This window comes from Pusillimonas sp. MFBS29 (assembly GCF_020687695.1).
Taxonomy (GTDB): domain Bacteria; phylum Pseudomonadota; class Gammaproteobacteria; order Burkholderiales; family Burkholderiaceae_B; genus Pusillimonas_C.
On the sequence record NZ_JAJEWL010000003.1, the window covers coordinates 389455 to 412740 of the forward strand.

A 23286-nucleotide genomic window follows, 5' to 3' on the forward strand; every position below is an offset into this window, starting at 1 on the left:
CCCGGCTTAGGCGGCGACCAGCCGACAGGCTTGACTGAAACTCAGGAACACCTGGCTTCCCGGTGCGTAGGCCGCATCGTGTGCGGCCGGTATATCCGCATTGATGGTGGAGCCGTCGGCCAGCTCAAGCGCATAAGTTGCCTTGAAGCCAAGATAGCGCCTGAACACCACGGTTGCAGGGATACGACCGGGCTGGCTATTGTCGCTGTGCACGCCGATATGTTCAGGACGGGCGGCCAGGCAGGCTTCAGGCCCTGGTGTTGGAGCAGACACGCTGATACGCCCGCCCGGAATGTCAACCAGCACGCTGTGATCGTGGGTTTGCTGGGACAGCACTTTGACAAGATTGGCGGCCCCGATGAAATCTGCCGCGTACGATGTGCCCGGTCGGGCATACAGGCCTTCGGGCGTATCGAGCTGATCTATCTTGCCTTGTCGCAACAGGGCAATCCGGTCGGACATGGATAGCGCTTCTTCCTGATCATGCGTTACAAATATCGCCGTGATTTTGGATTCCTGCTGCAGCTGGCGAATGACATCGCGCATCTGTATGCGCAGCTTGGCATCCAGATTGGATAGCGGTTCGTCCATGAGCAGCACGCGTGGCTCGATGATCAGGGCGCGGGCCAGGGCAACCCGCTGGCGCTGGCCACCCGAGAGTTCGCCGGGGTAGCGTGTAGGCAGGTGCCCCAGGCCAACCCGTTCTAGCATCTGTCCGACCTTTTCCTTGATCTGCTGATTGGAAAAACGGCGTACGCGCAGCCCGTAAGCCACGTTGTCGAACACGGTCTTGTCGGGAAAGAGGGCGTAGTCCTGAAAGACCATGCCCGTTTCCCGCTTGTGTGCGGGCAGTCGGGTGATGTCCTCGTCGTCCAGCAGCAGGCGTCCTTCGCTGGGAATGATGAAGCCGGCAATCATGCGCAGTAGTGTCGTTTTGCCACAGCCGCTGGGCCCCAATAAAGTGAAGAACTCACCGTGCTCGATAGCCAGACTGAGCCGGTCGATAATGGTGACGTCGCCGTATCGTTTTGTGACGTTTTCTATAGTTATTCTTGCCATGCTTTTCGGCGTCGAGAACATTGAAATTATGCAAAGCATAACCTATTGTTGCGGGTTTGTTACGTCGGGCTGGTTGACGTGGGTTGATACCCTGGGAAACAGTCCCTATGATGGCGCGTGGCGTCACTGACGCAGGGAAAGGGCGCAAGCCCGGCAGGTAGAACCAAGACATCTAAGTATGGATTAATACCTTGAGTGAACTAAGTACAGCCCATAGCATTACCGATCTGCAGGCCCTTGAGGCGCTCTATGGCGCTCCCGCCGCGGCCTCCCTCAAGAAAGAGGTGGATTACATTCATCCTTATTACAGAAAGCTGGTCGAGGCCTCACCCTTTGTCGTTCTGGCGACCAACGGCCCCGAAGGGCTTGACGCTTCACCCAGAGGGGATCCGGCGGGCTTTGTGCGCGTTTGCGACGAAGAAACCCTGATGCTTGCCGACAGGCGGGGAAATAATCGGATAGACAGCCTGCGCAATATTATTCATGACCCAAGGGTGGCACTGATTTTCCTTATACCCGGCGTAGGTGAAACACTGCGAATTAATGGCGAGGCAACCATTTCCACCGACCCGACGTTGCTGGCGCAGTTTTCGTTGCAGGGCAAGCTGCCCTCGACCGTACTGATCATCAAGGCCAGGAAAGTGTTTTTTCAATGTTCGCGCGCCGTGCTGCGGTCGCGACTTTGGGATCCAACGCTGCATGTGGCACGCACTTCATTGCCAAGTACCGGAACCATCCTGGAGACGCTGAGCAATGCGGAGATCGACGGGGAAAAATACGACTCCGACTTGCCCGAGCGCGTGCAAAAGACCATGTATTGAGTTGGCTTGGGGCCTAGGCGCCCAGCGCATCCGCCAAGGCCTCAAAGCTGTCCACCGTCACCTCCCAGTCTTGCTCGGGATGCAAATCGGTGGTTTGCGACGCGCCATGCTCGGTAGGCCTGAGCACAAATGTAGTCTTTAGGCCGCAGGCTCGTGCGGCGGCCAGATCATTGTTATGGGCAGCAACCATGCAAACCTGTTCAGGCCGCATGGCCAGCAGGTCGACCGTTCGCAGATAGGCTGCAGGTGCCGGTTTATAAGCCTGTACGACTTCAGCGCCCAGGATGGTATGCCATGGAATGCCGGCCCGGCGAGCCATATCGAGCATGAGAATGATGTTGCCGTTCGATAATGGCGCAATAATGAAGCGGTCTTTGAGCCGGGCCAGGCCCGACAGCACATCCGGCCACGGGTCCAGCCTGTGCCAGGCCAGGTTAAGTTCGGCCAGCTCCTGCGGGTCTATGGCTGCAACGTCGACACCCGCCTCGGTCAGAACGGCCTCGAGGTTTTCCCGGTGCAATATATCCAGGCGTACAAAAGGGCGCTGGCCACTGCGAACCGCCTCCATGGCAGGCTGGTAGCGCCGGCGCCACGCATCGGCGAACTCGGTAGGCTCCATAGGCACATCGTTTTTTGCCAGAAAATTGGCGGCCTGGCGCGCGACACCATTTCGCCAATCCACAACGGTTCCGAAAACATCAAACACTAAAGCACGGACATCCTGCATAAAAAATCTCTCCTGGTCTTCTGGCGCAAGAATAAGGTCACAGTATGTCAGGAGATAATAATGAAATTCGCGCATTAGCACATACAAGCAGCGATTCAGGCGATTCGGCCAGTCGAGCTGTGAATGCCGTGCTCCATTTTCTTCATACATTTTTCTGTAATTATTGCTCTGTACTATCTGCTTTTTTTCATGGGCGCTGCCGTCAGGTTGAATCCGCGCATGTAATCGAAGCTGATATGGAGAGTATAAGTGTCCCTGAAAAATCTGTTTGATGCCGAGTGGTATTTGGACGAGTATCCCGACGTTGCGGCGGCTGTGGCCTTGGGCCTGACGACGGCTTGGCAGCATTTCGACATGTATGGCCATTGCACCGCGACCTGCTGACCTTCGTCGAAGCATGCCTAGAAGACGACGATTATCCATCATCTCTGGTGTTTGGCTCACCGGCCGCCAGTTTTTTCACTGCTTTGTCAAAATCGCTTTCAAACAGGCGGTCCTGCACAATTCTGTACTTCTCAAATTCACTTTCCGCATGCGTCTGGGCAAGTTTTGCAGAGATCTTGCCGCTGCTCTGTAGCACTTCCCGGTCATCAAATTCGAGGAAGGCGTCCAGCCGCTTGGACCAGTCTTCCATGGTCATGGGAATCTTGCGGCGAGCACGATCCTCAGCAAGTTCCAAATAGGCGTTGACGATACGACCCAATGAATCCAACTCTTCCTTGGTCAGGTAGCTTTTGGCCACGGCTACGTCGGTTTTCAGAATCTTGCCTTCGGGCGCATTCGCCCAGGAAGTCAGCCCCATATGTGACTTGCTGCTATCGGCCCGCTTACGGATCAACTCTGCAGCGGTATGACCGTGGATGGCGTAATGCAGTTTGTTCTGTACTTTGGCGAAGAAGGCCTTGGTGGTCGGTGCGTCCTTGTTGTAGTCCACGCTGGTGGAATAGATGTCGGTGATCTTCTGGTAGAAGCGTCGCTCGCTGAGGCGGATTTCGCGGATTTCTGCCAGCAGTCGCTCGAAGTAGTCCTCGCCAAGGAAGCTGCCGTTTTCCATACGCTGACGATCCAGCACATAGCCCTTGATGGCGAACTCACGCAGGACACCGGTCGCCCATTGGCGGAACTGCGTTGCGCGTATGGAGTTGACCCGATAGCCGACAGAAATGATGGCGTCGAGGTTGTAGAAATCCACCGCCCGGGAGACCTCCCGCTGACCCTCCTGCTGAACTATCCGGAATTTCCGGATAGTTGCCTCAGGTGCGAGCTCATGACTGGCAAAAATGTTCTTCAGGTGTTCGCTGACGGTGCGCACATCCACCCCGAACAGTTCAGCCATCAGCTTCTGCGACAGCCACAGGGTCTCGTCCTCGTAGCGGGCTTCGATGCTCTGCTCGCCGGCCTGGCCAGTGAAGATCAGAAACTCGGCGGTGCTGTTGCGGATCAGTTTTTTGCCATTCATACCAAGCATCTCCACGTGGTCTGTACGTTGAACAGGCATGCTTTACCACCGGGGCGATAACTCTGGTCGGTTACACCTGCCCTGAACCCCACATCACTTCCCAATACAGAAACTGGAAAATATTTCCCCCAGCAAATCATCGCTGGTGAATTGTCCGGTAATCAGGCATAGCTCTTCGTGTGCAAGCCGCAGCTCTTCCGCGAACAGATCCAGAACCTGATCATTCTGGCTGGCGTGCTGATCGGCGAGTGCAAGATGCTCGCCAGCGTTCTCAAGAGCCTTCAGGTGACGCTCACGAGCCAGCCAGGGGGATTCGGTACCAGGGTTCCAGCCTGCGATATCCAGCAGCTTCTGACGCAACGTATCAAGCCCAAGGCCTGTCTTGGCCGATATGCCCAGAACAAGTTCCTGGTGCAGGCCGGGTTCCAGCTGGTTGTCGGGCAGCAGGTCTATTTTGTTGTACACCTTCAGTACCGGAGTGCGTGCCGGCAAGCGCTGCGTGATGGCCGTGTCAAGCTCATCGCGCGCAGAACGGGCGTCCTGCAGATGAATGATCACATTGGCTTTTTCGATTTCGGCCCAGGTCCTTGCAATACCTATGCTTTCGACTGTGTCGTCGGTTTCGCGCAGGCCGGCGGTATCGACAATATGCAAGGGTACCCCTTGTATATGAATTTGCTGTATGACCTTGTCGCGGGTGGTGCCGGCGATTGGTGTGACGATGGCGACGTCATCTCCGGCCAATGCATTGAGCAGGCTGGACTTGCCCACGTTAGGTTGCCCGGCCAGCACAACATGCAGTCCTTCACGCAGTATCATGCCTTGTCTGGCCTGCGCGGTAAGTTGCTGCAGGTCGTCGCGTATGGCTTGCAGTGTGGTTCTTGCCTGGTATTTTTCCAGAAAATCTATCTCTTCTTCCGGAAAATCGAGTGTGGCTTCGACCAGCATGCGCAGGTGCACTATGCGATCGCCCAGTGCATTGACCTGATCGGAGAAGGCGCCGCTGAGCGAAGCCATGGCGCTGCGCGCAGCGGCTTCGGACGATGCGTCGATCAGGTCGGCTACGGCTTCGGCCTGGGCAAGGTCCAGACGCTCGTTCAGAAAGGCCCTGTGTGTGAACTCGCCCGGCTCGGCATGGCGTATGCCCAGGTCTTTGCCGACTTCAAGACAGCGGGCCAGCAGCCTGCGCAAAACGGCGGGCCCACCGTGACCTTGCAGTTCCAGCACGTCTTCGCCAGTGTATGAGTGCGGGCCCTTGAAAAAAAGAACGATGCCGGCATCGATGGGGTTGCCGTGCTCATCGTTGAAGGGCAGGTAATGGGCGTGCCGCGTTTTGATTGGTGTGTTGAACAAACGATCCACCAAGGGTTCCAGGTTGCTTCCTGATACGCGCACAACGCCTATGCCACCCCGCCCGGGGGCCGTGGCTATGGCAACAATGGGGACGTGGGAATACATGTTCATAAGATACCGGGCATGAGAAAAGGAAAGCGTACTAATATTCGGCATGAACAGTTTATCTTGAACCAGGAGACACCATGCCTTTTCTTATAGAAACCTTCGATAAACCAGACTCTCAGGAACTGCGTCAGGCCTTGAGGGCCAAGCATCTGGATTTTCTGGAAGAGAACAAATCCTTGCTGCTGGCTTGCGGTGCCAAGCTAGAGGACGATGGAAGCGGCGGTACCGGTAGTGTATATATTGTTGATCTTGAAACCCGTGCCCAGGCAGAAGACTTCGTCAATGCCGACCCGTTCGCTGTGGGTGGCCTGTTCGAACGCATGGTGATTACCCGTTGGCGCAAAGCCTATCTGAACGGGGAATCCTACCTGTAAGTTCCGGAATTTCGCCATCAAGCCATGCTGCAGCTGAAACTGCTTGAAGACTTCATCGCGCTGGCCAGGGCAGGCAGCTTTGTGCGGGCTGCTGAAGCGCGTCATGTTACCCACCCGGCTTTCGGGCGCCGTATTCGTGCGCTGGAAACGTGGGCAGGCGTTGCGCTGGTCGATCGCAATCAAATCCCCGTCGTGTTGACCGAGCAGGGCGAAGCCTTGCTCAAGACAGCATATCAGGTGGTGGAGCAGCTTCAGCGTGTTCGCCACCAGATTTCAGGCCCGGACAACGAGGCTTCCGGAATTCTACGTATTGCTACCGGGCGCAGCCTGGGACGCACTCTTGTTGCCGATTGGGTCGCGCGTTTGCGTAAAAGCCGGCCTGCCGTACTTGCATCAACGACACAAGTTGATCTTGCCACTGGCCAGATGGCCGATATGTCGGCCCGTCTGGCCCAAGGCAAGGCCGATTTCCTGATCTGTTATGAGCATCCAGCGCTGTCTGTGGAGTTGCATCCCGACCTGTATCAGCACATGACGCTGGCTACCGACAAGCTTGTCCCGGTGTGCCAGGTTTCAGCTCAAGGAAAGCCGCGCTACTCGCTGAATACAGAGGGTGGATCACTGCCACTGATTTCATATTCCAGAGGGTTGGCCATGGGCCGCATTGCAGGCGATCGTATAGAAACCATGCCTTACCCTTTGGTTCCGTCGATACGCTGTGATTCCCTTGATGCCGTGCATGGCACGGTTGCCAACGGACTGGGCATAGCCTGGCTTCCGTGGTCTATGGTTGCTGCAGACTGCAGGCGTGGCAGCCTGATGGTGCTTGGAGGCCGCAGCGAGCAAATAGGCTTTGAGGTGCGCCTGTATCGCTCGCGCAGCCAGCTTTCCGATGTGGCCGAAGCCGTATGGAAGGCGATAGCGCAGCGGTGAGCTGGTTAGAATCAATTTAGCACAATCATGTGCTAAAATGGCACATACCTGGTTGCCGGCTTGGCCAGAATACTGTCAGGAAACCGGTCATGGAAGATCGGTTCAAGAACAATGATCCGGAGACATCCCATGAAGCATTTATTCAAACGCGGTGCGTTGGCTACCCTGATGGCGACTGGCTTTCTTCTGGGGGCGCCCGCGCAGGCAGCAGATTATCCGTCCAAGGCCATAAGCATAGTCGTAGGTTATCCGGCTGGCGGCAGTGTAGACCTGACGGCACGTGTACTGGGCGAGGCGCTGTCAGAGCGTCTGGGCCAAAGCGTCGTGATAGAGAATCTGGGTGGCGCCGGCGGCACCATAGGTGCCGGCAAGGTTGCGCGCGCAAAGCCTGATGGCTACACCTTGCTGGTTGGTGCCACGAACGAAATGGTGATCGCCGGCATGATCAACAGTGCCGTGAACTACGATGGCCTGAAAGACTTTACGCCTGTGGGCATGATCGCGGCCCAGCCCATGATGCTGGTTGCTTCCAGGGAAACCGGCGTGGAAACTGCTGCGCAGTACCTTGAAAAGCTCAAGGCCGGCAAGGCGGGTGACTATACCTTTGGTTCATCAGGGATAGGAACGGCACTGCATCTGGCCGGTGAGATGATCAACGAATCCACAGGAACCAGTGCCGCACATATTCCTTACCGGGGCGTGGCACCATTGCTGACCGATCTGGTCAGTGGTCAGCTCAACTATGGCATTTTCGTGATGTCTTCAGGTTTGCCGCATGTAAAGTCCGGCAAGGTTGTGGCGTTGGGCGTTACCGAGGCCCAGCGTTCGCCTGCTGCACCTGATATGCCTGCCCTGGCCGAATTTCCCGGTTTTGAAAATGTGGATATCAACGTGTGGTTTGGCCTGTATGGCCCGGCTGGTTTGCCTGACGACGTCGCGGCGAAATTAAAGGCGGCTCTCGACGATGTGCTGCAAAACGATGATGAGTTCCGCAAGAAGCTGGAAGCCAGTGGCGCCACTTTGTACAAGCCAGGCATGGATGCAGGCAAATTCCAGGTGGCGGAAACCGAAAAATATGCCCGTCTGGTGAAGCTGGCAAAGATAGAACGCCAATAAGCTGAAACGTCCTGCCCACAAGGTAAAACATGAGTTTTGATCTTCCTTATCCAGATCTGACACAAGAACGTCAGGGCAATACGGGCACTCCAGGAGTCTGGTGTTTCGACTCGGGTGTGCCCGGTCCGACACTTATGATCAGTTCTCTGATTCATGGGAACGAATTATGTGGTGCCTGGGCTCTGAAGGATTTGCTTGAAAGTGGGTTGCGTCCTCAAAAAGGCGTATTGATCCTGGCTTTCTGCAATCTTGAAGGTTACGACCAGTTCGATCTGCAGCGGCCCGATGCAAGCCGATATGTCGATGAAGACCTGAATCGGGTCTGGCTTGATGACAGGCTTGCTTCCGGAAGCAACAAGGAGCGTCGCCGGGCCGCAGAATTGCTGCCCTGGGTCAAACGGGCCGATATGCTGCTGGATCTGCATTCCATGCATGAGCCCGGCAAGCCTCTTCTGCTGACGGGTCTGCTACCCCGCAATATCGAGCTTGCGCGCCGGCTGGGGGCACCTGAGCATGTGATTGTGGATGCAGGCCATAAAGATGGTACGCGTATGCGGGATTACGGGCGCTTTGGTGATCCGAAGGACGATGCTTGCGCATTGCTGATCGAATGTGGTTATCACGGTGATCCTGCATCCCGGCAGGTTGCGCTTGATATGGTTGCGCGCATGTTGCGCGATTGTGACCTTGTTGCTGCAGAGATGATTTCATCGGGGTGGCTGTTGCCTGATCCTGATGCGCAGCGTGTTCTGGAAGTTACGCAGGCGGTTGTGGCTCCATCGATGAATGTGAGGTTTTCCCATGACTGGCAAGGTCTGGAAATCCTGGAAAAGAAGGGCGATGTGATAGGCTGGGCCGATGACCTGCCCATCACAACGCCTTACGACCGTTGCACCCTGATCATGCCGTCACTGCGCCAGTTGAGGCCAGGGGTAACAGTAGTGCGGCTGGCCAAAGAGTACTGAGCTCTTTGGCCAAGGCCATCAAGACTTATGCGTTTTCCAGCGCCTTGATGGCCGCCGCGACCCCTGCACCGTAAGCCGGATCGGCCTGTGTGCAGTGGTTGATATGGCGTTCCTGTACATCTTTGGATACGCCCGCGATTGCACGTGCAGTGTTGTCGAACAGCACCTGCTTTTGCTCATCATTCATCAGGCGGAATAGATCCCCGGGCTGCGAGAAATAGTCGGTATCTTCCCGATGATTCCAGTGATCAGCCGCGCCTTCTATGGACAGCGGTGGTTCGCGGTAATCGGGCTGTTCCTGCCATTCGCCCTGGGTGTTGGGTTCGTTGCCGGTAATGCCGCCGTGGTTGCCGTCTACACGCATGGCGCCATCGCGGTGGAAGCTATGGAAGGGGCACTTGGGTGCATTGACGGGAATCTGATGGTGGTTCACACCCAGGCGATAGCGTTGGGCGTCGCCATACGAAAACAGGCGGGCCTGCAGCATTTTGTCGGGCGAGAAGCTGATGCCGGGCACCACGTTGGCGGGTGTGAAGGCCGCCTGTTCGACTTCGGCAAAGAAGTTCTCCGGATTGCGGTTCAATTCAAGTACACCAACTTCGATCAGGGGGTAGTCTGCGTGAGGCCAGACTTTGGTCAGGTCGAAGGGATTCAGGTGATAAGAGCCGGCATCCTTTTCGGGCATGATCTGTACATAGGCCGTCCAGCGGGGGAAGTCCTGGCGTTCGATCGCTTCGTACAGGTCACGCTGCGAGCTTTCGCGATCGCGGCCGACCAGGTCACAAGCCTGTTCATCGGTCAGGTTCCTGATGCCTTGCTGGGTCTTGAAGGTGAACTTCACCCAGAAGCGTTCGTTATCGGCATTGATGAAGCTGAACGTATGGCTGCCGAACAGGTGCATGTTGCGAAAGCCTGCGGGAATGCCGCGATCGCTCATGACGATGGTGACCTGATGCAGGGCTTCGGGCAGGCCGGTCCAGAATTCCCAGTTGTTCTGCGCGCTGCGCATGCCCGTGCGTGGATCGCGCTTGACCGCATGGTTCAGGTCGGGAAACTTCAGGGGGTCGCGAAAGAAGAAGACGGGCGTGTTGTTGCCCACCAGGTCCCAGTTGCCTTCTTCGGTGTAGAACTTCATGGCGATGCCGCGGATGTCGCGCTCGGCGTCGGCGGCGCCGCGTTCACCGGCGACGGTGGAAAACCGTGCAAACACCGGCGTTTGCTTGCCCACTTCCGAGAAGACCTTGGCGCGTGTGTATTGGGTGATGTCGTGGGTAACGGTAAAGGTGCCATAAGCACCCGAGCCTTTTGCGTGCATGCGGCGCTCGGGAATGACTTCACGATCGAAGTGGGCCAGTTTTTCCATTAGCCAGACGTCTTGCAGCAGGGCTGGCCCGCGTGGACCGGCAGTTTGAATATTCTGGTTGTCGACAACCGGGGCACCTGCAGCGGTAGTAAGCTTTTTCATCTGATCCTCCTGAATGTGCAATAAATACGGCAGATACAGGACGCCGCGTAAAGTGGCGCTTTGTCCTGATTCATAATGCAGTCTAGCCAGCGATTGCTACATAGTAAAGTTAATTAATTAACTTATATCAATAGATTTAAACTATTTCATTGCCAGGAACGATGTTAAACCGCTAAACACCCAGATACGCATGAAGCTGTGAGCGTTGCGCGTTAAGTTCGGCTGAACTGCCAGACCAGACTACGCGGCCTTTCTCGACAATATGATGGTGGTCGGCCAGCTCAAGCATGGAGTTCAGGTTCTTGTCTATGCAGATGATGGTCAGCCCCAGTGACTTCAGGTTGGCCAGGCATTGCCAGATCTCGGCACGGATGAGTGGTGCCAGTCCTTCTGTTGCCTCGTCCAGTATCAGCAGCCCCGGATTGGTCATGAGTGCCCGGCCTATGGCCAGCATCTGCTGTTCGCCGCCCGAAAGATTTGATCCCAGGTTGCCTGACCGTTCGGCCAGGCGAGGGAAAAGTTCGAAAATTCTCTGCAGCGTCCAGGGTGAAGCCGAGGCATGTCGATTGTGTGCGGTGGCGATCAGGTTTTCACGCACGCTGAGATTCGGAAATATCTGTCGCCCTTCCGGAACCAGACCCACGCCTGCGCGGGCAATCTTGTGCGAGGGCTGTCCGGTCATGTTGCGTCCGTTCAGCCAGATGCTTCCACCCGAGGGCTGCAGCAGGCCCATGATGACCTTGACGCTGCTTGATTTGCCCATGCCATTGCGGCCGAGCAGGGTAACGAATTGGCCGCTCGACACCGTAAAGCTCATGCCGAACAAGGCCTGGCTCGGGCCATAGCTGGCCTGGATGTCGCGCACCTCAAGCAGGGGTGTGCTCATGCGTCGTCTCCCAGGTAGGCTGCGCGGACATCAGGATTGGCACGAATCTGGTCCGGCGTGCCGCAGGCAATGCTGCGGCCGTAGACCAGCACGGTAATGCGGTCGGCCAGCGTGAACACGGCGTCCATATCGTGTTCGACCAGAATGATGCCGTACTCTCCCTTGAGGCTGAGCAGCAAGCTGGTCATTTGCGTGGACTCGGCCTGGCTCATGCCCGCCATCGGTTCATCAAGCAGCAGTAATCTGGGCCGGCCTGCAAGCACCATGGCCAGTTCAAGCTGACGTTGCTCGCCGTGCGCCATGTCGGCCGCCGGCACATGCATGCGGTGTTCAAGGCCCACACGCTCAAGCGCACGCATGGCGGGCCCGGTCAGGGAAGCCTGCTGTGAGGTCGGTGTCCAGAACCGGAAGCTGTGCCCCTGGTGCGCCTGCACGGTCAGCATGACATTCTGCAGGGCGGAAAACTCCGGAAAGACGGACGTGATCTGGTATGAACGGGCAATGCCGCGCCGGGCACGCTGTTCCACCCGTTCGCCCGAGATGTCTTGTCCATCGAAGATGATTTCGCCGGCATCGGGCCGTACTTCGCCGGCCAATTGGGCAATCAGGGTACTTTTGCCCGCGCCATTGGGGCCGATAATGGCATGAATTTCGCCGTCGTTCACGTCGAAATCAAAGTGATCGGTGGCTGTCAGGCCGCCGTAGCGCTTGACCAGTTGCCGTACTTGCAGCAGGCTCATGCGGACTCCTGCTTGTGGTTTGCCGGACTGCCGCGTCGCTGATCCAGGGCCTGCAGAATTCCTGCGATACCCAGCCTGCTCTTGATGATGATGATGACCAGCAGCGGTCCGAACAGCGCCATCCAGTGTTCAGTCAGTGCCTTGAGGCCTTCTTCGGTCAGTATCATGGCCAATGCCCCGAGCAAGGGGCCGAACAAGGTGCCTATGCCGCCCAGCATGACCATGACTATCAGCTCGCCCGAGGTGGTCCAGGACATATATGACGGTGAGCCGAATTGAGTCAGGTTGGCGTAGAGCAGCCCTGCCACTCCGCACAGACTGGCCGAAATAACATACATCACCAGTCGATAGTGATAGGTGGAATAGCCCAGGGCCCGCATGCGCGGCTCGTTGCTTTTGGTGGCGCGGATCACTACACCAAAACGTGAATGAACCAGCCGATGGCATGCATAAAGGCTCAGACACAGCAGCACCAGAGCAACGAAATACAGGGTGCGGGCGTCAGTCAGCAGAATGCCGTTGAAGTTGCTGCCGCTGGCCAGCCGCAGCCCGTCATCGCCGCCATACTGACTCAAGCTGACAAACAGAAAATAAAACATTTGAGCAAAGGCCAGCGTGATCATGATGAAGGAAATGCCGCTGGTGCGCAGGGCGATGCTGCCGGTAAGCAGACCGACCAGACCGCAGACAAGCAGTGTGGTCAACAGCTGCAGCCAACCGTTGTCTACCCCGTGAAAGCTCAGTATGGTGGCCGAGTACACGCCCAGGCCCAGATAGAGTGCGTGTCCGAAGCTGACCAGGCCGCCATAGCCCAGTATCAGGTTAAGCGAGAGGGCGGCAATGGCAAAAATCACGATGCGGCTGGCCAGCGTGACGATGAACGGGTCAGTCACGCTGCGCGCATACAGGGGTACCAGCGCGAGCATGATCAGCAACACGATGTTGATCATGTTGCTCGCTGACCATTTGTGCGCGAGAGCTGGAGAGGCTTGCATGTAGTGTGCTTGTTTCAGGAGTTATGTACCGGGAAAAGTCCCTTGGGCTTGATGGCCAGCACCAGCGCCATGAGCAGGTAAATCATCATGGAAGCGAGTGCTGGTCCGGCAATATCGGCGCTGCTGCGCTCAAGAAAACTGCGCAGCAGCGTGGGCAGCAGTGTGCGCCCCAGCGTGTCGACGATGCCGACGATAAGCGCCGCGTAGAAGGCGCCGCGTATCGAGCCTATGCCGCCTATGACGATGACCACCATGGTAAGGATGAGTACGGGCTCGCCCATGCCGGCCTGTACCGACATGATGGGCCCGGCCAGCAGGCCGGCCAGGCCGGCCAGGACCGCGCCCAGCGCAAACAGCAGGGAATTGAGTAGTGCGATATTCACGCCCAGTGCACCGACCATGGTCCGGTTGGTGGCACCCGCGCGTATCAGCATACCAACGCGGGTACGGTGTATGAGCAGATAACAGCCCAGGGCGATGAGCAAACCCGATACGATGATCACAAGCCGGTATGCCGGATAATTGACGATGCCGAACAGGCTGACGGAGCCCAGCAGGAACTCGGGCACGTCCATGTAATAGGGCGATGGCCCCCAGATCATGCGCGCAATTTCATTGAAGAAAAGAATCAGGCCGAAGGTGGCCAGCACCTGATCAAGGTGGTCACGCTGGTAGAGCTTGCGCAGCGCCACCCATTCCACCGCCAGCCCCAGCGCCATCATGGCGGGAACCAGCAATACGGCAGCCAGCAGGAAAGAGCCGGTATGGCTGTACAGGGAGGCGGCGAAGAAAGCGCCCATCATGTACATGGATCCATGGGCCAGATTGACGAAGCTCATGATGCCGAAGACGAGTGTCAGGCCGGCAGCCATCAGAAACAGCAAAATGCCCAGCTGCAGGCCATTCAGCGACTGAATGATAAAAAGATTGAGACTCAAAGCGCCCTCCGGCACATCTTGACCGGCCAGCCTTGCGGCTGGCCGCAAGGCGTTATTTCATGGGGCACTGCTCGTGGAAGTTTGCGCGAGTCTTGATGACGATGGGCGTCTTGGCCTGAAGTTCGGCGCCGTCGGGACCTTCGACAACGTCTACGCGATAAAACGGTGCGTCGGGGAACTGGTTGCTGGCAAACTTGAAGCTGCCACGAACCGAGTCAAAGTCGGCAGCTTTCAGTGCGGCCAGAACGGCTTCCTTGTTGTCGAGTTTGCCGTCGACTTTCTTCAGGGCCGAGGCAATCAGATTGGCTGCGTCGTAAGACTGGGCGGCGTACATCGAAGGTTGCCGTTTGTAGGCCTTGACGAATGCTTCAACAAACTGCTTGTTCTGGGCGTTGTCGATATTGGGCGCATAGGGGGCGCTGGTAATGGCGCCGACGGCCAGGGACTTGAGTGCGGGCAGTGTTGATCCGTCGATGGTAGAGACCGAGATCAGGGGAAGCTTGCCCAGCAGGCCGGCCTGCCGGTATTGCTTGACGAAGTTTACGCCCATGCCACCGGGATAAAACACATAGACAGCGTCGGGCTCAGAGGCCTGCAGCTGTGCAATTTCCGCCGAGTAGTCGGGCTGGTTGACCTGGGTATAGACCTCGTCGATGACGTTGCCGGTGTAGTCGCGCTTGAAACCAGACACAGCATCACGGCCGGCCTGATAATTGGCGGCCATGACATACATGTTCTTGTAGCCCAGATCGCTGGCCAACTGACCGCCCGCTTCGTGCAGCATGTCGTTGTCCCACGAAGTGGAGAAGTAATAGGGCGAGCACTGTTTGCCGGCTATGGGTGCGGGGCCGGCGTTGGAGCCTATGAAGAAGACTTTGGCGTCGGTGATGGGCTTATGAATAGCCATCATGACGTTCGAAAATGTGACTCCGGTGATGAAGTCAACGTTTTCGCTCTTGAGCAGCTTGGTGGCTGCCTGTACGCCGAGGTCGGGCTTGAGCTGGTCATCTTCACGGACAACCTCGACTGGTACACCGCCCAGTTTGCCGCCATTTTGCTCGACAGCCAGCATGAACGCATCGTATTGATCCTGACCCAGAGCTCCACCCGGGCCGGACAGAGTGCCGATGAAGCCGATCTTGACGGGTTCTTGTGCAAAGCCCGTAGTGGCGCCAAGGATGCCGCATAGAGCCGTAGCGGCCAGGGCCGGGCGCAGGAAGCGGCGACGCCTTGCAGGTGGGTTAACGAGGTTCATGTTGTCTCCGGTTATTTTTGACAAAGCGGCAGCCTTGAAAGTTACATTAGGCTTTGGGCCTTGGCCATCGGGAAATACCCAATGGGCATAAGAAAAGGCGCAGCCAGTCCGGGCATACAGACTGGGTGCGCCTTCCAGGTAACGTTTTACCGTTACCGGGGTGGAAAAGCAATCAGCGTTTTGCTGCTGCCGTTTCCTTGTCGAGCTTGTACATGATGTAGCGCTGCTGGGCGATCGATACGGCGTTGTTCACGCACCAGTAAAGCACCAGACCGGCCGGGAAGAAGAACATCATGCCACCGAAGACCAAAGGCATGATCATCATGATCTTGGCCTGGGTGGGATCAGGCGGTGTGGGGTTCAGCTTGATCTGCAGGAACATGGTGGCCATCATGACTGCCGGCAAAATGAACCAGGGATCGCGTACCGACAAGTCCTGGATCCAGAGTATCCAGGGCGCACCGCGCATTTCAACACTGCCCAGCAGAACCCAGTACAGCGAAATGAACACCGGAATCTGAACCACCATGGGCAGGCAGCCACCCAAGGGGTTGATTTTTTCGGTTCGATACATTTCCATCATGGCCGCGTTCAGCTTGGCCTTGTCGTCGCCAAACTTTTCACGCAAGGCCTGCAACCTGGGAGTGACCTGCTTCATCTTGGCCATGGACCGATAGCTGGCGGCCGACAGCGGGTAGAAGACCAGCTTGATCAACAGTGTTAGCGCAACGATGGTCCAGCCCCAGTTGCCCAGAATGGCATGCAGCCACGTCATGATCTTGAACAGAGGCTTGGCGATGATGGTCAGCCAGCCGTAGTCGACAACCAGATCAAGGCCAGGAGCCACTTCGGCCATGGCTTTCTGGTCTTGAGGGCCTACCCACAGATTTGCGGCGACGCTGGTGTTCTGGCCGGGTTCAATCGTGCCGGCGCTTTCGATGCTGCGTATGGCGTACAGATTGTCGGACAGGCGCAAGGTTTCGTTGTGGCGTACCGTGCCTTGTGCGGGTACCCAGGCAGAAGCAAAGTAGTGCTGGACCATACCTATCCAGCCATTATCGGCCTGCTTGGTGTAGCTGGCCTTGCCCTTGTCGATATCCGAGAAGGAAACTTTCTGGAACTTGTCTTCCGCCGAATACAGGGCGGGGCCGGTAAAGGTGCTGTAGAACGAGGACGAGTCGGACGGATCATTGCCGTCGCGTACCAGCTGCAAATACAGCGAGGGCGTAATGGCTTGCGTGCCCAGGTTGTAGATATCGTGCTTGACGTCGATATCGTAGCTGCCCTTGTGCAGGGTAAAGGTTTTGACTACCTTCACGCCGTCGGCCTGGGCTTCGAAAACCACGTCCAGGCTGTCACCGGTCAGGCTGGTTTCAGATGAAACCAGGCTGAAGGGGGTCAGATGGTTGGGATAGCTTTGCCCGTTGGGCGCCCCGATGACGCCGGTTTGTGCAAGATAAGTGTAGTTAGCAGTGTTATCGAGCAGGATCATGGGCTGATCCTTGTTGCCCGGTGCGGTGTACTTGACCAGTTCGGCCTTGACCAGCTGCGCACCCATGGTGTCGAAGGTCAGATCATAGACATCGGTCTTGATATTAACTTTCTGCGAGGTGGCGGACGGAGCAGGGGTACTGCTGCCCGGCACGGTTTCGGTGCCCGAAGGCGCACTGCTACTGGCCGTTGCGGTGCCACTGGGGACGCTGGGGTCAGCCGCTGGTGCGGGCGCTGCCTGGGGGGCTTCAGCCGTTTGTGTGGCGCTGGAGCTGGCACCAAACAAAGAGGGTTTGCCGTTATGCACTTGCCAGTTATTCCATAGCAGCAAGAGCGAAAGAGAGAAAATCATCCAGAGGACGGTGCGTCGGATATCCATAGCGCCTGTTTTTGAGTTAAAGCCGAGCAAAGGCCCGACAGTTTAACGTAGCCCAGCTGAATATCAGATGAGCGTGGATTGATAACAAAGAGCAAGCCCGAATTGATTGCTCCACGGCAAGCTCAGGTGTGCCGGTGGGAGTGGTCGGATTCGGGGACCGGGTCGTATCCGCCCTGGCACCACGGCTGACAGCGCGCGATGCGGCGAGTGGCCAACCATAAGCCCTTCAGGGCTCCGTGAATTTCTATGGCTTCAATAGCGTACTGCGAGCACGTAGGTGTAAAGCGGCAGCTCCTGCCCACCCACGGGCTTAAAACATACTGATAGAACCGGATGGGGGCGATAAGCAGCGATTTAATCATTGCATGGCCTTGTCCAGTAACTGGTCGACCTCGTTGCGTACTTGCTTTTTCAGCACAGTAAGACTGACCGGGCCAACCTTGGAGTGCAACCTGAACACCAGGTCACGTGGCGGCAATACCTGACGCCTGTTGCGAAAAGCCTCGCGTATGACGCGCTTGATGGCATTGCGGGTTACAGATTGCGCCGCAAAGCGTTTGGCAATGATCAAGCCCAGACGGGCTTGGGCAATCTGCGCGCCGGAATCGCCGCGAGGCGTCGTTACAACAAATAAAGCCCCTCTGGCAAGGCGCCGGCCTTTAAGGGCCAGAGCATATTCCGAGGGGCGGTGCAAGCGGGCCGCAGCAGGAAACGTGGCTCGCGTTGAGGCTGTTTCACCCACCATGGGGCCAGCCGGCCGGACACTAAGCGGCGGGCTTAAACAGCCAGCTGCTTACGGCCTTTAGCGCGGCGTGCGTTGATCACGGCACGACCGCCACGGGTCTTCATGCGAATGCGAAAACCGTGGGTGCGCTTGCGGCGAGTAACTGAAGGTTGAAAAGTGCGTTTCATGGATAATCCAAATAAAAGAGCTGCCAACAACCCTAAGGCCAGCCACATAAAAAGCCGCGGCTGCGAGTTATTGGTATTGAAAATTCGGTGTACAGCCCGCCATTTCATCAAATTTTCAGTGTTTAGTCAAATGCTTAGCATAAATACCGGGTGGTCAACGTGTCCTGCCTGTGGATAACTATGGCCTCAACAGGGTAGAATCGAGGTTTACAGAAGTGGTGGACATGAAAGATTTTTGGCAGACCTGCGTCCAGCAACTGGAGCAGGACCTACCCCCGCAGCAAATAAGTGCCTGGATACGCCCATTGGTGCCCATTGCGTTCGACGACACGCAGGCGGTACTGCGCGTCTCTGCGCCCAATCGCTTCAAGCTTGATTGGGTCCGCAAGAATTTCTCGCACAAAATAGAAGCCCTGGCTACCGAATGGTACAAGCGGCCGGTGCAAGTGTCGTTTGAGCTGGCCACTGCGGCAGGTGGCGCCGGCGCAACACGTGCGGCCGCCCCTGCGCGCCCCGGTGCGCCACAACCTGCGCCTGTCGCCGCTGGCGGCGCCGCTCCCGCAACTGCGGCCGCGCTGGTATCGAATGCGGTGGTCGAGCAGGTACAAGACCGCTCCCGGCTGAATACCGAACTGACCTTCCAAAACTTTGTTACGGGCAAAGCCAACCAGCTGGCGCGTGCTGCGGCGCTGCAGGTTGCCGAGAACCCAGGCATTTCATACAACCCCCTTTTCCTTTATGGGGGCGTCGGGCTGGGCAAGACCCATCTTATACATGCCATAGGCAACACCTTGCTGGCCAATGGCAACGGAACGCGTGTGCGTTACGTGCATGCCGACCAGTACGTCTCCGACGTGGTCAAGGCCTATCAGCGCAAGGCGTTCGACGAGTTCAAGCGCTATTACCATTCGCTCGATTTGCTGCTGATCGACGACATACAATTTTTTGCCGGCAAGAACCGCACTCAGGAAGAATTCTTCTATGCGTTCGAAGCCATGGTGGCCCAGCGCAAGCAGATCATCATTACGTCTGACACCTATCCCAAAGAGCTGGCCAATATCGACAGCCGGCTGATTTCGCGATTTGATTCGGGCCTGACGGTTGCCATCGAACCGCCCGAGCTGGAAATGCGGGTTGCCATTTTGCTGCACAAGGCGCAAACCGAAGGCGTTGCCATGCCCGAGGAAGTGGCCTTCTTCATTGCCAAGCATCTGCGCAGCAACGTACGCGAGCTTGAAGGCGCCTTGCGTAAGGTGTCGGCCTACGCCCGCTTCCATGGGCGCGAAGTGCTGACGGTAGACGTCTGCAAAGATGCCTTGAAAGATCTGCTGTCGGTGTCCAACGGACAGATCACGGTCGAAAACATCCAGAAGACGGTGGCCGACTTCTATAAGATCAAGGTGGCCGACATGTATTCCAAGCGCCGGCCGGCCAACATTGCAATGCCGCGGCAGGTGGCCATGTATCTAGCCAAGGAACTGACGCAAAAAAGCCTGCCCGAAATCGGCGACTTGTTCGGCGGTCGGGATCACACTACCGTGCTGCATGCCGTGCGTAAAATTTCCGACGCGCGATCCAAGCAGACCGAGCTCAACCACGCATTACACGTATTAGAACAAACCTTAAAAGGATAACCATGCAACTCGTACAAGCGACTCGTGATGCATTGCTGAAACCGTTATCGACTGTAGCGGGCATCGTCGAACGAAGAAACACGCTGCCCATACTTGCCAACATCCTGTTGCGTAAAGAAGGCAACGGCGTGGCATTCATTGCGACCGACCTCGAGGTTCAAATCACCACCCACGCCGAGTTTGGCGTGGGCGACGACAACGAGTCGACAACTGTTGCTGCCCGCAAGCTGGTGGATATCCTGCGTGCCCTGCCCGACACGGGCGACGTCAAGCTGGGTCTGGCCAGCTCCAAGCTGTCGGTGCAGGCGGGCAAAAGTCGCTTCGCACTGCAAACACTGCCTGCTTCCGAGTACCCCACCCTGGCCCAGCCCGAGAAATGGGATGTCTCGTTCTCGCTGACGCAAAAAACGCTGAAGCACCTGTTCAACATGGTGCACTTTGCGATGGCCCAGCAAGATATACGTTATTACCTGAATGGCCTGCTGTTTGTATTTGAACCGGGCTTTGTGCGCGCCGTGGCAACCGACGGGCACCGTCTGGCTCACAGTGGCACAGCCGTAGAAGGCATAACTGAAAAGCACGACGTGATCGTGCCACGCAAGACCGTGCTTGAAATGCAGCGCCTGCTTGGCGATATCGATGAGCCGGTTTCCATCGATGTGGCGACTGGCCAGATTCGTTTCCGCTTCGACGACGTCGAATTGGTGTCCAAGCTGGTCGAGGGCAAGTTTCCCGATTTCACTCGTGTCATTCCAAGCAACTACACCCGTCACTTTTCCGTGAATCGCGAGACCTTGCAGGGCAGCCTGCAGCGCGCTGCGATTCTTACCACCGACAAGCTCAAGGGCGTGCGCCTGCAGCTGTCTGATAACCAGCTGAAAATATCCTCGACCAACGCCGAGCAGGAAGAGGCACAGGAAGAGATCGATATCGACTACGCGCATGAGCCGCTGGACGTAGGCTTTAACGTCAGCTACCTGCTCGACGTACTGGCCAACGTCAAGACCGAGACCATACAGTGGTCGGTGCAGCCGGATGTCAATGCTTCGGCGTTGATTACGTCACCCGAAGACGACCAGTTCAAATACGTGGTCATGCCGATGCGGATCTAAGCATCTGCAATGTCTCGTTGAACGAAGTGCCCCCGGGCGTGCCGGTCCGGGCGCTTCAATAGCCGCAAGGCGTAAATAAGGTTTTCATAAACTATGTCAGATCAAACCACGAATGTCGCCGCACCGGGTTACGGTGCGGATTCCATCAAAATGCTCAAGGGGCTCGAGGCTGTACGCAAGCGTCCCGGCATGTACATTGGCGACACCTCCGACGGAACCGGCCTGCATCATATGGTTTTCGAAGTCGTTGATAACGCCATCGACGAGGCATTGGCCGGCTACTGCGACGATATCGTCGTCACCATACATGCCGACAACAGCATCTCGGTCAGCGACAACGGGCGCGGCATTCCCACCGACATTCACAAGGACGACGAGTTCGGGCGCAGCGCGGCCGAGATCGTCATGACCGAGCTGCATGCCGGCGGTAAGTTTGATCACAACTCCTACAAGGTTTCGGGTGGTCTGCATGGCGTGGGGGTATCCTGCGTCAACGCGTTGTCGGAATGGCTGCGCCTGACCATTTCCCGCAACGGACAAGTGCACGAAATGGAGTTCCGGCGCGGCGAGCGTGTCGAACCCCTGGCCGTTACCGGCACCACTGATGTCTCGGGTACGCGCGTACAGTTTCTGGCCGATGACCAGATCTTCGAGAACATCGAATACCACTATGATCTGCTGGCCAAGCGCCTGCGCGAGCTGTCATTCCTGAACAATGGCGTGAAGATCCGCCTGGTTGACGAGCGCAACGACAAAGAAGAAAACTTCGCCTTCCTGGGTGGCGTCAAAGGCTTTGTCGAATACATCAACCGCAGCAAAACCGTGCTGCACTCGAACGTATTTTCAGTCAGCACGGAATCCGTTGTGGGTGATGCAACCATCGGCGTCGACGTGGCCATGCAATGGAACGATAGCTACAGCGAAACCGTACTGTGCTTCACCAACAACATTCCCCAGCGCGACGGCGGTACCCACCTTACCGGCCTGCGCGCAGCCATGACGCGTGTGCTGAACAAGTACATTGCCGATAACGAACTGGCCAAAAAAGCCAAGGTCGACACTACCGGCGACGACATGCGCGAAGGCCTGGCCTGCGTGCTTTCGGTAAAGGTGCCCGAGCCCAAGTTCAGCAGCCAGACCAAAGACAAGCTGGTGTCCAGTGAAGTGCGCCCGGCTGTCGAAGAGGCCGTTGCCCGCACACTGGAAACCTGGCTGCTTGAAAACCCCAACGATGCAAAAGCCCTGTGCAACAAGGTGATCGAGGCTGCGCGTGCCCGCGATGCCGCCCGCAAGGCGCGCGAAATGACGCGTCGCAAGAGCGTGCTTGAAGGTGCCGGCCTGCCCGGCAAACTGGCCGACTGCCAGGAAAAAGACCCTGCGCTGTGCGAAATTTATATCGTCGAGGGTGACTCCGCCGGCGGCTCGGCCAAACAGGGTCGCGACCGCAAATTCCAGGCCATTCTGCCCTTGCGCGGCAAAGTGCTGAACGTGGAAAAAGCCCGCTTTGACCGCCTGATATCCAGCGAACAGATCACCACGCTGATCACCGCCCTGGGTACCAGCATAGGGCCCGACTTCAACATCGACAAGCTGCGCTACCACCGCATCATCATCATGACCGACGCCGACGTTGACGGCGCACACATCCGCACACTGCTGCTGACGCTGCTGTATCGCCAGATGCCCGAGCTGGTCGAGCGTGGTCACGTATACATTGCCCAGCCGCCCTTGTACAAGGTTAAGGTCGGCCGTGAAGAGCGCTATCTGAAAGACGACGCCGAAGAGGCCCAGTTCATGCTGCAGGTCGCATTGAAAGATGCGGCGCTGTACGTCAAGGAAGGTGCCGAGCCCATCAGCGGCGAGGCGCTGGGAGAACTGGCACGCCAGTACATCATGGCCGACTCGGTCATCAACCGGCTTTCCCGCAGTCTTGATATGGAAGCCCTGTCAGCCATGGCTGAAGGCGTGGAAATCAACCTGACCGATGCCGAGCACGCCGCCGCTTCCGCACAGCGCCTGTTCGAAGCCATTGATGATCCTGCCGTACCCAATGGTGTTTCGGTGAACGTCGAGGCAAATGAAGACGGCGACGCCTGGCGCCTGGTACTGAACCGCATGCATCACGGCAATGTGCGGGTAAGCATATTCGACCGCGGATTCGTGCGCGGCGCCGACTATGCCATTCTGGCCAAGGCAGCACAAACCTTTATCGGCCTGATGGAACCGGGCGCCCGTATCGTGCGCGGCGAAGGCGACAAGCGCAAGGAGAAATACATTTCCGACTTCCGCGAAGCCATGCAATGGCTGCGCGGCGAAGCCGACCGCAGCATCAGCAAGCAGCGCTACAAAGGCCTGGGTGAAATGAACCCCGACCAGCTCTGGGAAACCACCATGGATCCTTCCGCACGCCGTCTGTTGCGCGTACAGATCGAAGACGCCATCGCAGCCGACGAGATCTTTACCACGCTAATGGGCGACAACGTTGAACCACGCAGGGCGTTTATTGAGCTGCATGCGCTGCAGGCGGGGAATATTGACGTTTAGGGGTGTAGGATCCCGCGAAC

At 57.2% G+C, this 23286-nt stretch carries 23 protein-coding genes; 9 read left to right on the forward strand and 14 right to left on the reverse strand.

Annotated features, from left to right (window positions below):
* Positions 1-6: 6 nt before the first annotated feature.
* Positions 7-1059, reverse strand: coding sequence for an ABC transporter ATP-binding protein (locus LKR43_RS06890; RefSeq protein ID WP_227683276.1), 1053 nt, complete (start codon positions 1057-1059; stop codon positions 7-9).
* Between the two features lie 191 nt (positions 1060-1250).
* On the opposite strand from LKR43_RS06890, the gene LKR43_RS06895 reads away from it, so the two are divergent.
* A complete protein-coding gene (locus LKR43_RS06895; protein WP_227683277.1) occupies positions 1251-1880 on the forward strand; it encodes a pyridoxamine 5'-phosphate oxidase family protein in 630 nt (209 codons plus the stop codon).
* 13 nt (positions 1881-1893) lie between these two features.
* On the opposite strand, the gene LKR43_RS06900 is transcribed toward LKR43_RS06895, so the two are convergent.
* Entirely contained in the window at positions 1894-2682 is a 789-nt protein-coding gene (locus LKR43_RS06900) for a haloacid dehalogenase type II (RefSeq protein ID WP_370632076.1), read from the reverse strand.
* A gap of 174 nt (positions 2683-2856) precedes the next feature.
* Here LKR43_RS06900 and LKR43_RS16195 point away from each other — a divergent pair, with 174 nt between their 5' ends.
* Positions 2857-2991 (forward strand): hypothetical protein, encoded by a 135-nt coding sequence (locus LKR43_RS16195; protein WP_255675984.1) that lies wholly within the window; start codon positions 2857-2859, stop codon positions 2989-2991.
* Between the two features lie 31 nt (positions 2992-3022).
* Here the strand turns inward: LKR43_RS16195 and LKR43_RS06905 are convergent, their stop codons facing one another.
* On the reverse strand, positions 3023-4066 hold the full coding sequence (locus tag LKR43_RS06905) for a virulence RhuM family protein (RefSeq protein WP_227683279.1): 1044 nt from the start codon (positions 4064-4066) through the stop codon (positions 3023-3025).
* A gap of 93 nt (positions 4067-4159) precedes the next feature.
* Positions 4160-5524: a tRNA uridine-5-carboxymethylaminomethyl(34) synthesis GTPase MnmE gene (gene mnmE / locus LKR43_RS06910; protein ID WP_370632077.1), complete on the reverse strand. Its 1365-nt coding sequence runs from the start codon at positions 5522-5524 to the stop codon at positions 4160-4162.
* A gap of 80 nt (positions 5525-5604) precedes the next feature.
* Here mnmE and LKR43_RS06915 point away from each other — a divergent pair, with 80 nt between their 5' ends.
* The 4 genes from LKR43_RS06915 to LKR43_RS06930 all read left to right on the forward strand — a co-directional run bounded on the left by LKR43_RS06915 (position 5605) and on the right by LKR43_RS06930 (position 8915).
* Entirely contained in the window at positions 5605-5901 is a 297-nt protein-coding gene (locus LKR43_RS06915) for a YciI family protein (RefSeq protein ID WP_227683281.1), read from the forward strand.
* A 24-nt stretch (positions 5902-5925) separates the two neighbouring features.
* Entirely contained in the window at positions 5926-6834 is a 909-nt protein-coding gene (locus tag LKR43_RS06920; RefSeq protein ID WP_227683283.1) for a LysR family transcriptional regulator, read from the forward strand.
* 129 nt (positions 6835-6963) lie between these two features.
* Entirely contained in the window at positions 6964-7950 is a 987-nt protein-coding gene (locus tag LKR43_RS06925) for a tripartite tricarboxylate transporter substrate binding protein (RefSeq protein ID WP_227683284.1), read from the forward strand.
* A gap of 29 nt (positions 7951-7979) precedes the next feature.
* A complete protein-coding gene (locus LKR43_RS06930; RefSeq protein WP_227683285.1) occupies positions 7980-8915 on the forward strand; it encodes a succinylglutamate desuccinylase/aspartoacylase family protein in 936 nt (311 codons plus the stop codon).
* A 25-nt stretch (positions 8916-8940) separates the two neighbouring features.
* Here the strand turns inward: LKR43_RS06930 and LKR43_RS06935 are convergent, their stop codons facing one another.
* From LKR43_RS06935 to rpmH, 10 genes are all read right to left on the reverse strand, one after another.
* On the reverse strand, positions 8941-10380 hold the full coding sequence (locus LKR43_RS06935; RefSeq protein WP_227683286.1) for a catalase: 1440 nt from the start codon (positions 10378-10380) through the stop codon (positions 8941-8943).
* 172 nt (positions 10381-10552) lie between these two features.
* On the reverse strand, positions 10553-11266 hold the full coding sequence (locus LKR43_RS06940) for an ABC transporter ATP-binding protein (protein ID WP_227683287.1): 714 nt from the start codon (positions 11264-11266) through the stop codon (positions 10553-10555).
* Complete coding sequence (locus tag LKR43_RS06945; RefSeq protein WP_227683288.1) at positions 11263-12006, reverse strand: ABC transporter ATP-binding protein; 744 nt, start codon at positions 12004-12006, stop codon at positions 11263-11265. Before LKR43_RS06945 ends, LKR43_RS06940 begins: the two co-directional genes overlap by 4 nt.
* A complete protein-coding gene (locus tag LKR43_RS06950) occupies positions 12003-13001 on the reverse strand; it encodes a branched-chain amino acid ABC transporter permease (protein ID WP_227683290.1) in 999 nt (332 codons plus the stop codon). Before LKR43_RS06950 ends, LKR43_RS06945 begins: the two co-directional genes overlap by 4 nt.
* 14 nt (positions 13002-13015) lie before the next feature.
* Positions 13016-13939 carry a branched-chain amino acid ABC transporter permease gene (locus tag LKR43_RS06955; RefSeq protein ID WP_227683292.1) on the reverse strand — a complete coding sequence of 308 codons (924 nt, stop codon included), beginning with the start codon at positions 13937-13939 and terminating at the stop codon, positions 13016-13018.
* 52 nt (positions 13940-13991) lie between these two features.
* Positions 13992-15194 carry an ABC transporter substrate-binding protein gene (locus LKR43_RS06960; protein WP_227683293.1) on the reverse strand — a complete coding sequence of 401 codons (1203 nt, stop codon included), beginning with the start codon at positions 15192-15194 and terminating at the stop codon, positions 13992-13994.
* A gap of 172 nt (positions 15195-15366) precedes the next feature.
* Positions 15367-17064, reverse strand: coding sequence for a membrane protein insertase YidC (yidC, locus tag LKR43_RS06965; protein WP_227683295.1), 1698 nt, complete (start codon positions 17062-17064; stop codon positions 15367-15369).
* 122 nt (positions 17065-17186) lie between these two features.
* On the reverse strand, positions 17187-17426 hold the full coding sequence (gene yidD, locus LKR43_RS06970) for a membrane protein insertion efficiency factor YidD (protein ID WP_227683297.1): 240 nt from the start codon (positions 17424-17426) through the stop codon (positions 17187-17189).
* On the reverse strand, positions 17423-17809 hold the full coding sequence (locus LKR43_RS06975; protein ID WP_227683299.1) for a ribonuclease P protein component: 387 nt from the start codon (positions 17807-17809) through the stop codon (positions 17423-17425). Before LKR43_RS06975 ends, yidD begins: the two co-directional genes overlap by 4 nt.
* 32 nt (positions 17810-17841) lie before the next feature.
* Positions 17842-17976, reverse strand: a complete 135-nt coding sequence (gene rpmH, locus LKR43_RS06980) for a 50S ribosomal protein L34 (RefSeq protein ID WP_013744005.1) — start codon at positions 17974-17976, stop codon at positions 17842-17844.
* Between the two features lie 224 nt (positions 17977-18200).
* On the opposite strand from rpmH, the gene dnaA reads away from it, so the two are divergent.
* The 3 genes from dnaA to gyrB all read left to right on the forward strand — a co-directional run bounded on the left by dnaA (position 18201) and on the right by gyrB (position 23266).
* On the forward strand, positions 18201-19610 hold the full coding sequence (dnaA, locus tag LKR43_RS06985; RefSeq protein ID WP_227683300.1) for a chromosomal replication initiator protein DnaA: 1410 nt from the start codon (positions 18201-18203) through the stop codon (positions 19608-19610).
* Between the two features lie 2 nt (positions 19611-19612).
* Positions 19613-20722: a DNA polymerase III subunit beta gene (gene dnaN, locus LKR43_RS06990; RefSeq protein ID WP_227683302.1), complete on the forward strand. Its 1110-nt coding sequence runs from the start codon at positions 19613-19615 to the stop codon at positions 20720-20722.
* Positions 20723-20815: 93 nt separating this feature from the next.
* Positions 20816-23266, forward strand: coding sequence for a DNA topoisomerase (ATP-hydrolyzing) subunit B (gene gyrB, locus LKR43_RS06995; protein ID WP_227683303.1), 2451 nt, complete (start codon positions 20816-20818; stop codon positions 23264-23266).
* The last annotated feature ends 20 nt before the right edge of the window (positions 23267-23286 follow it).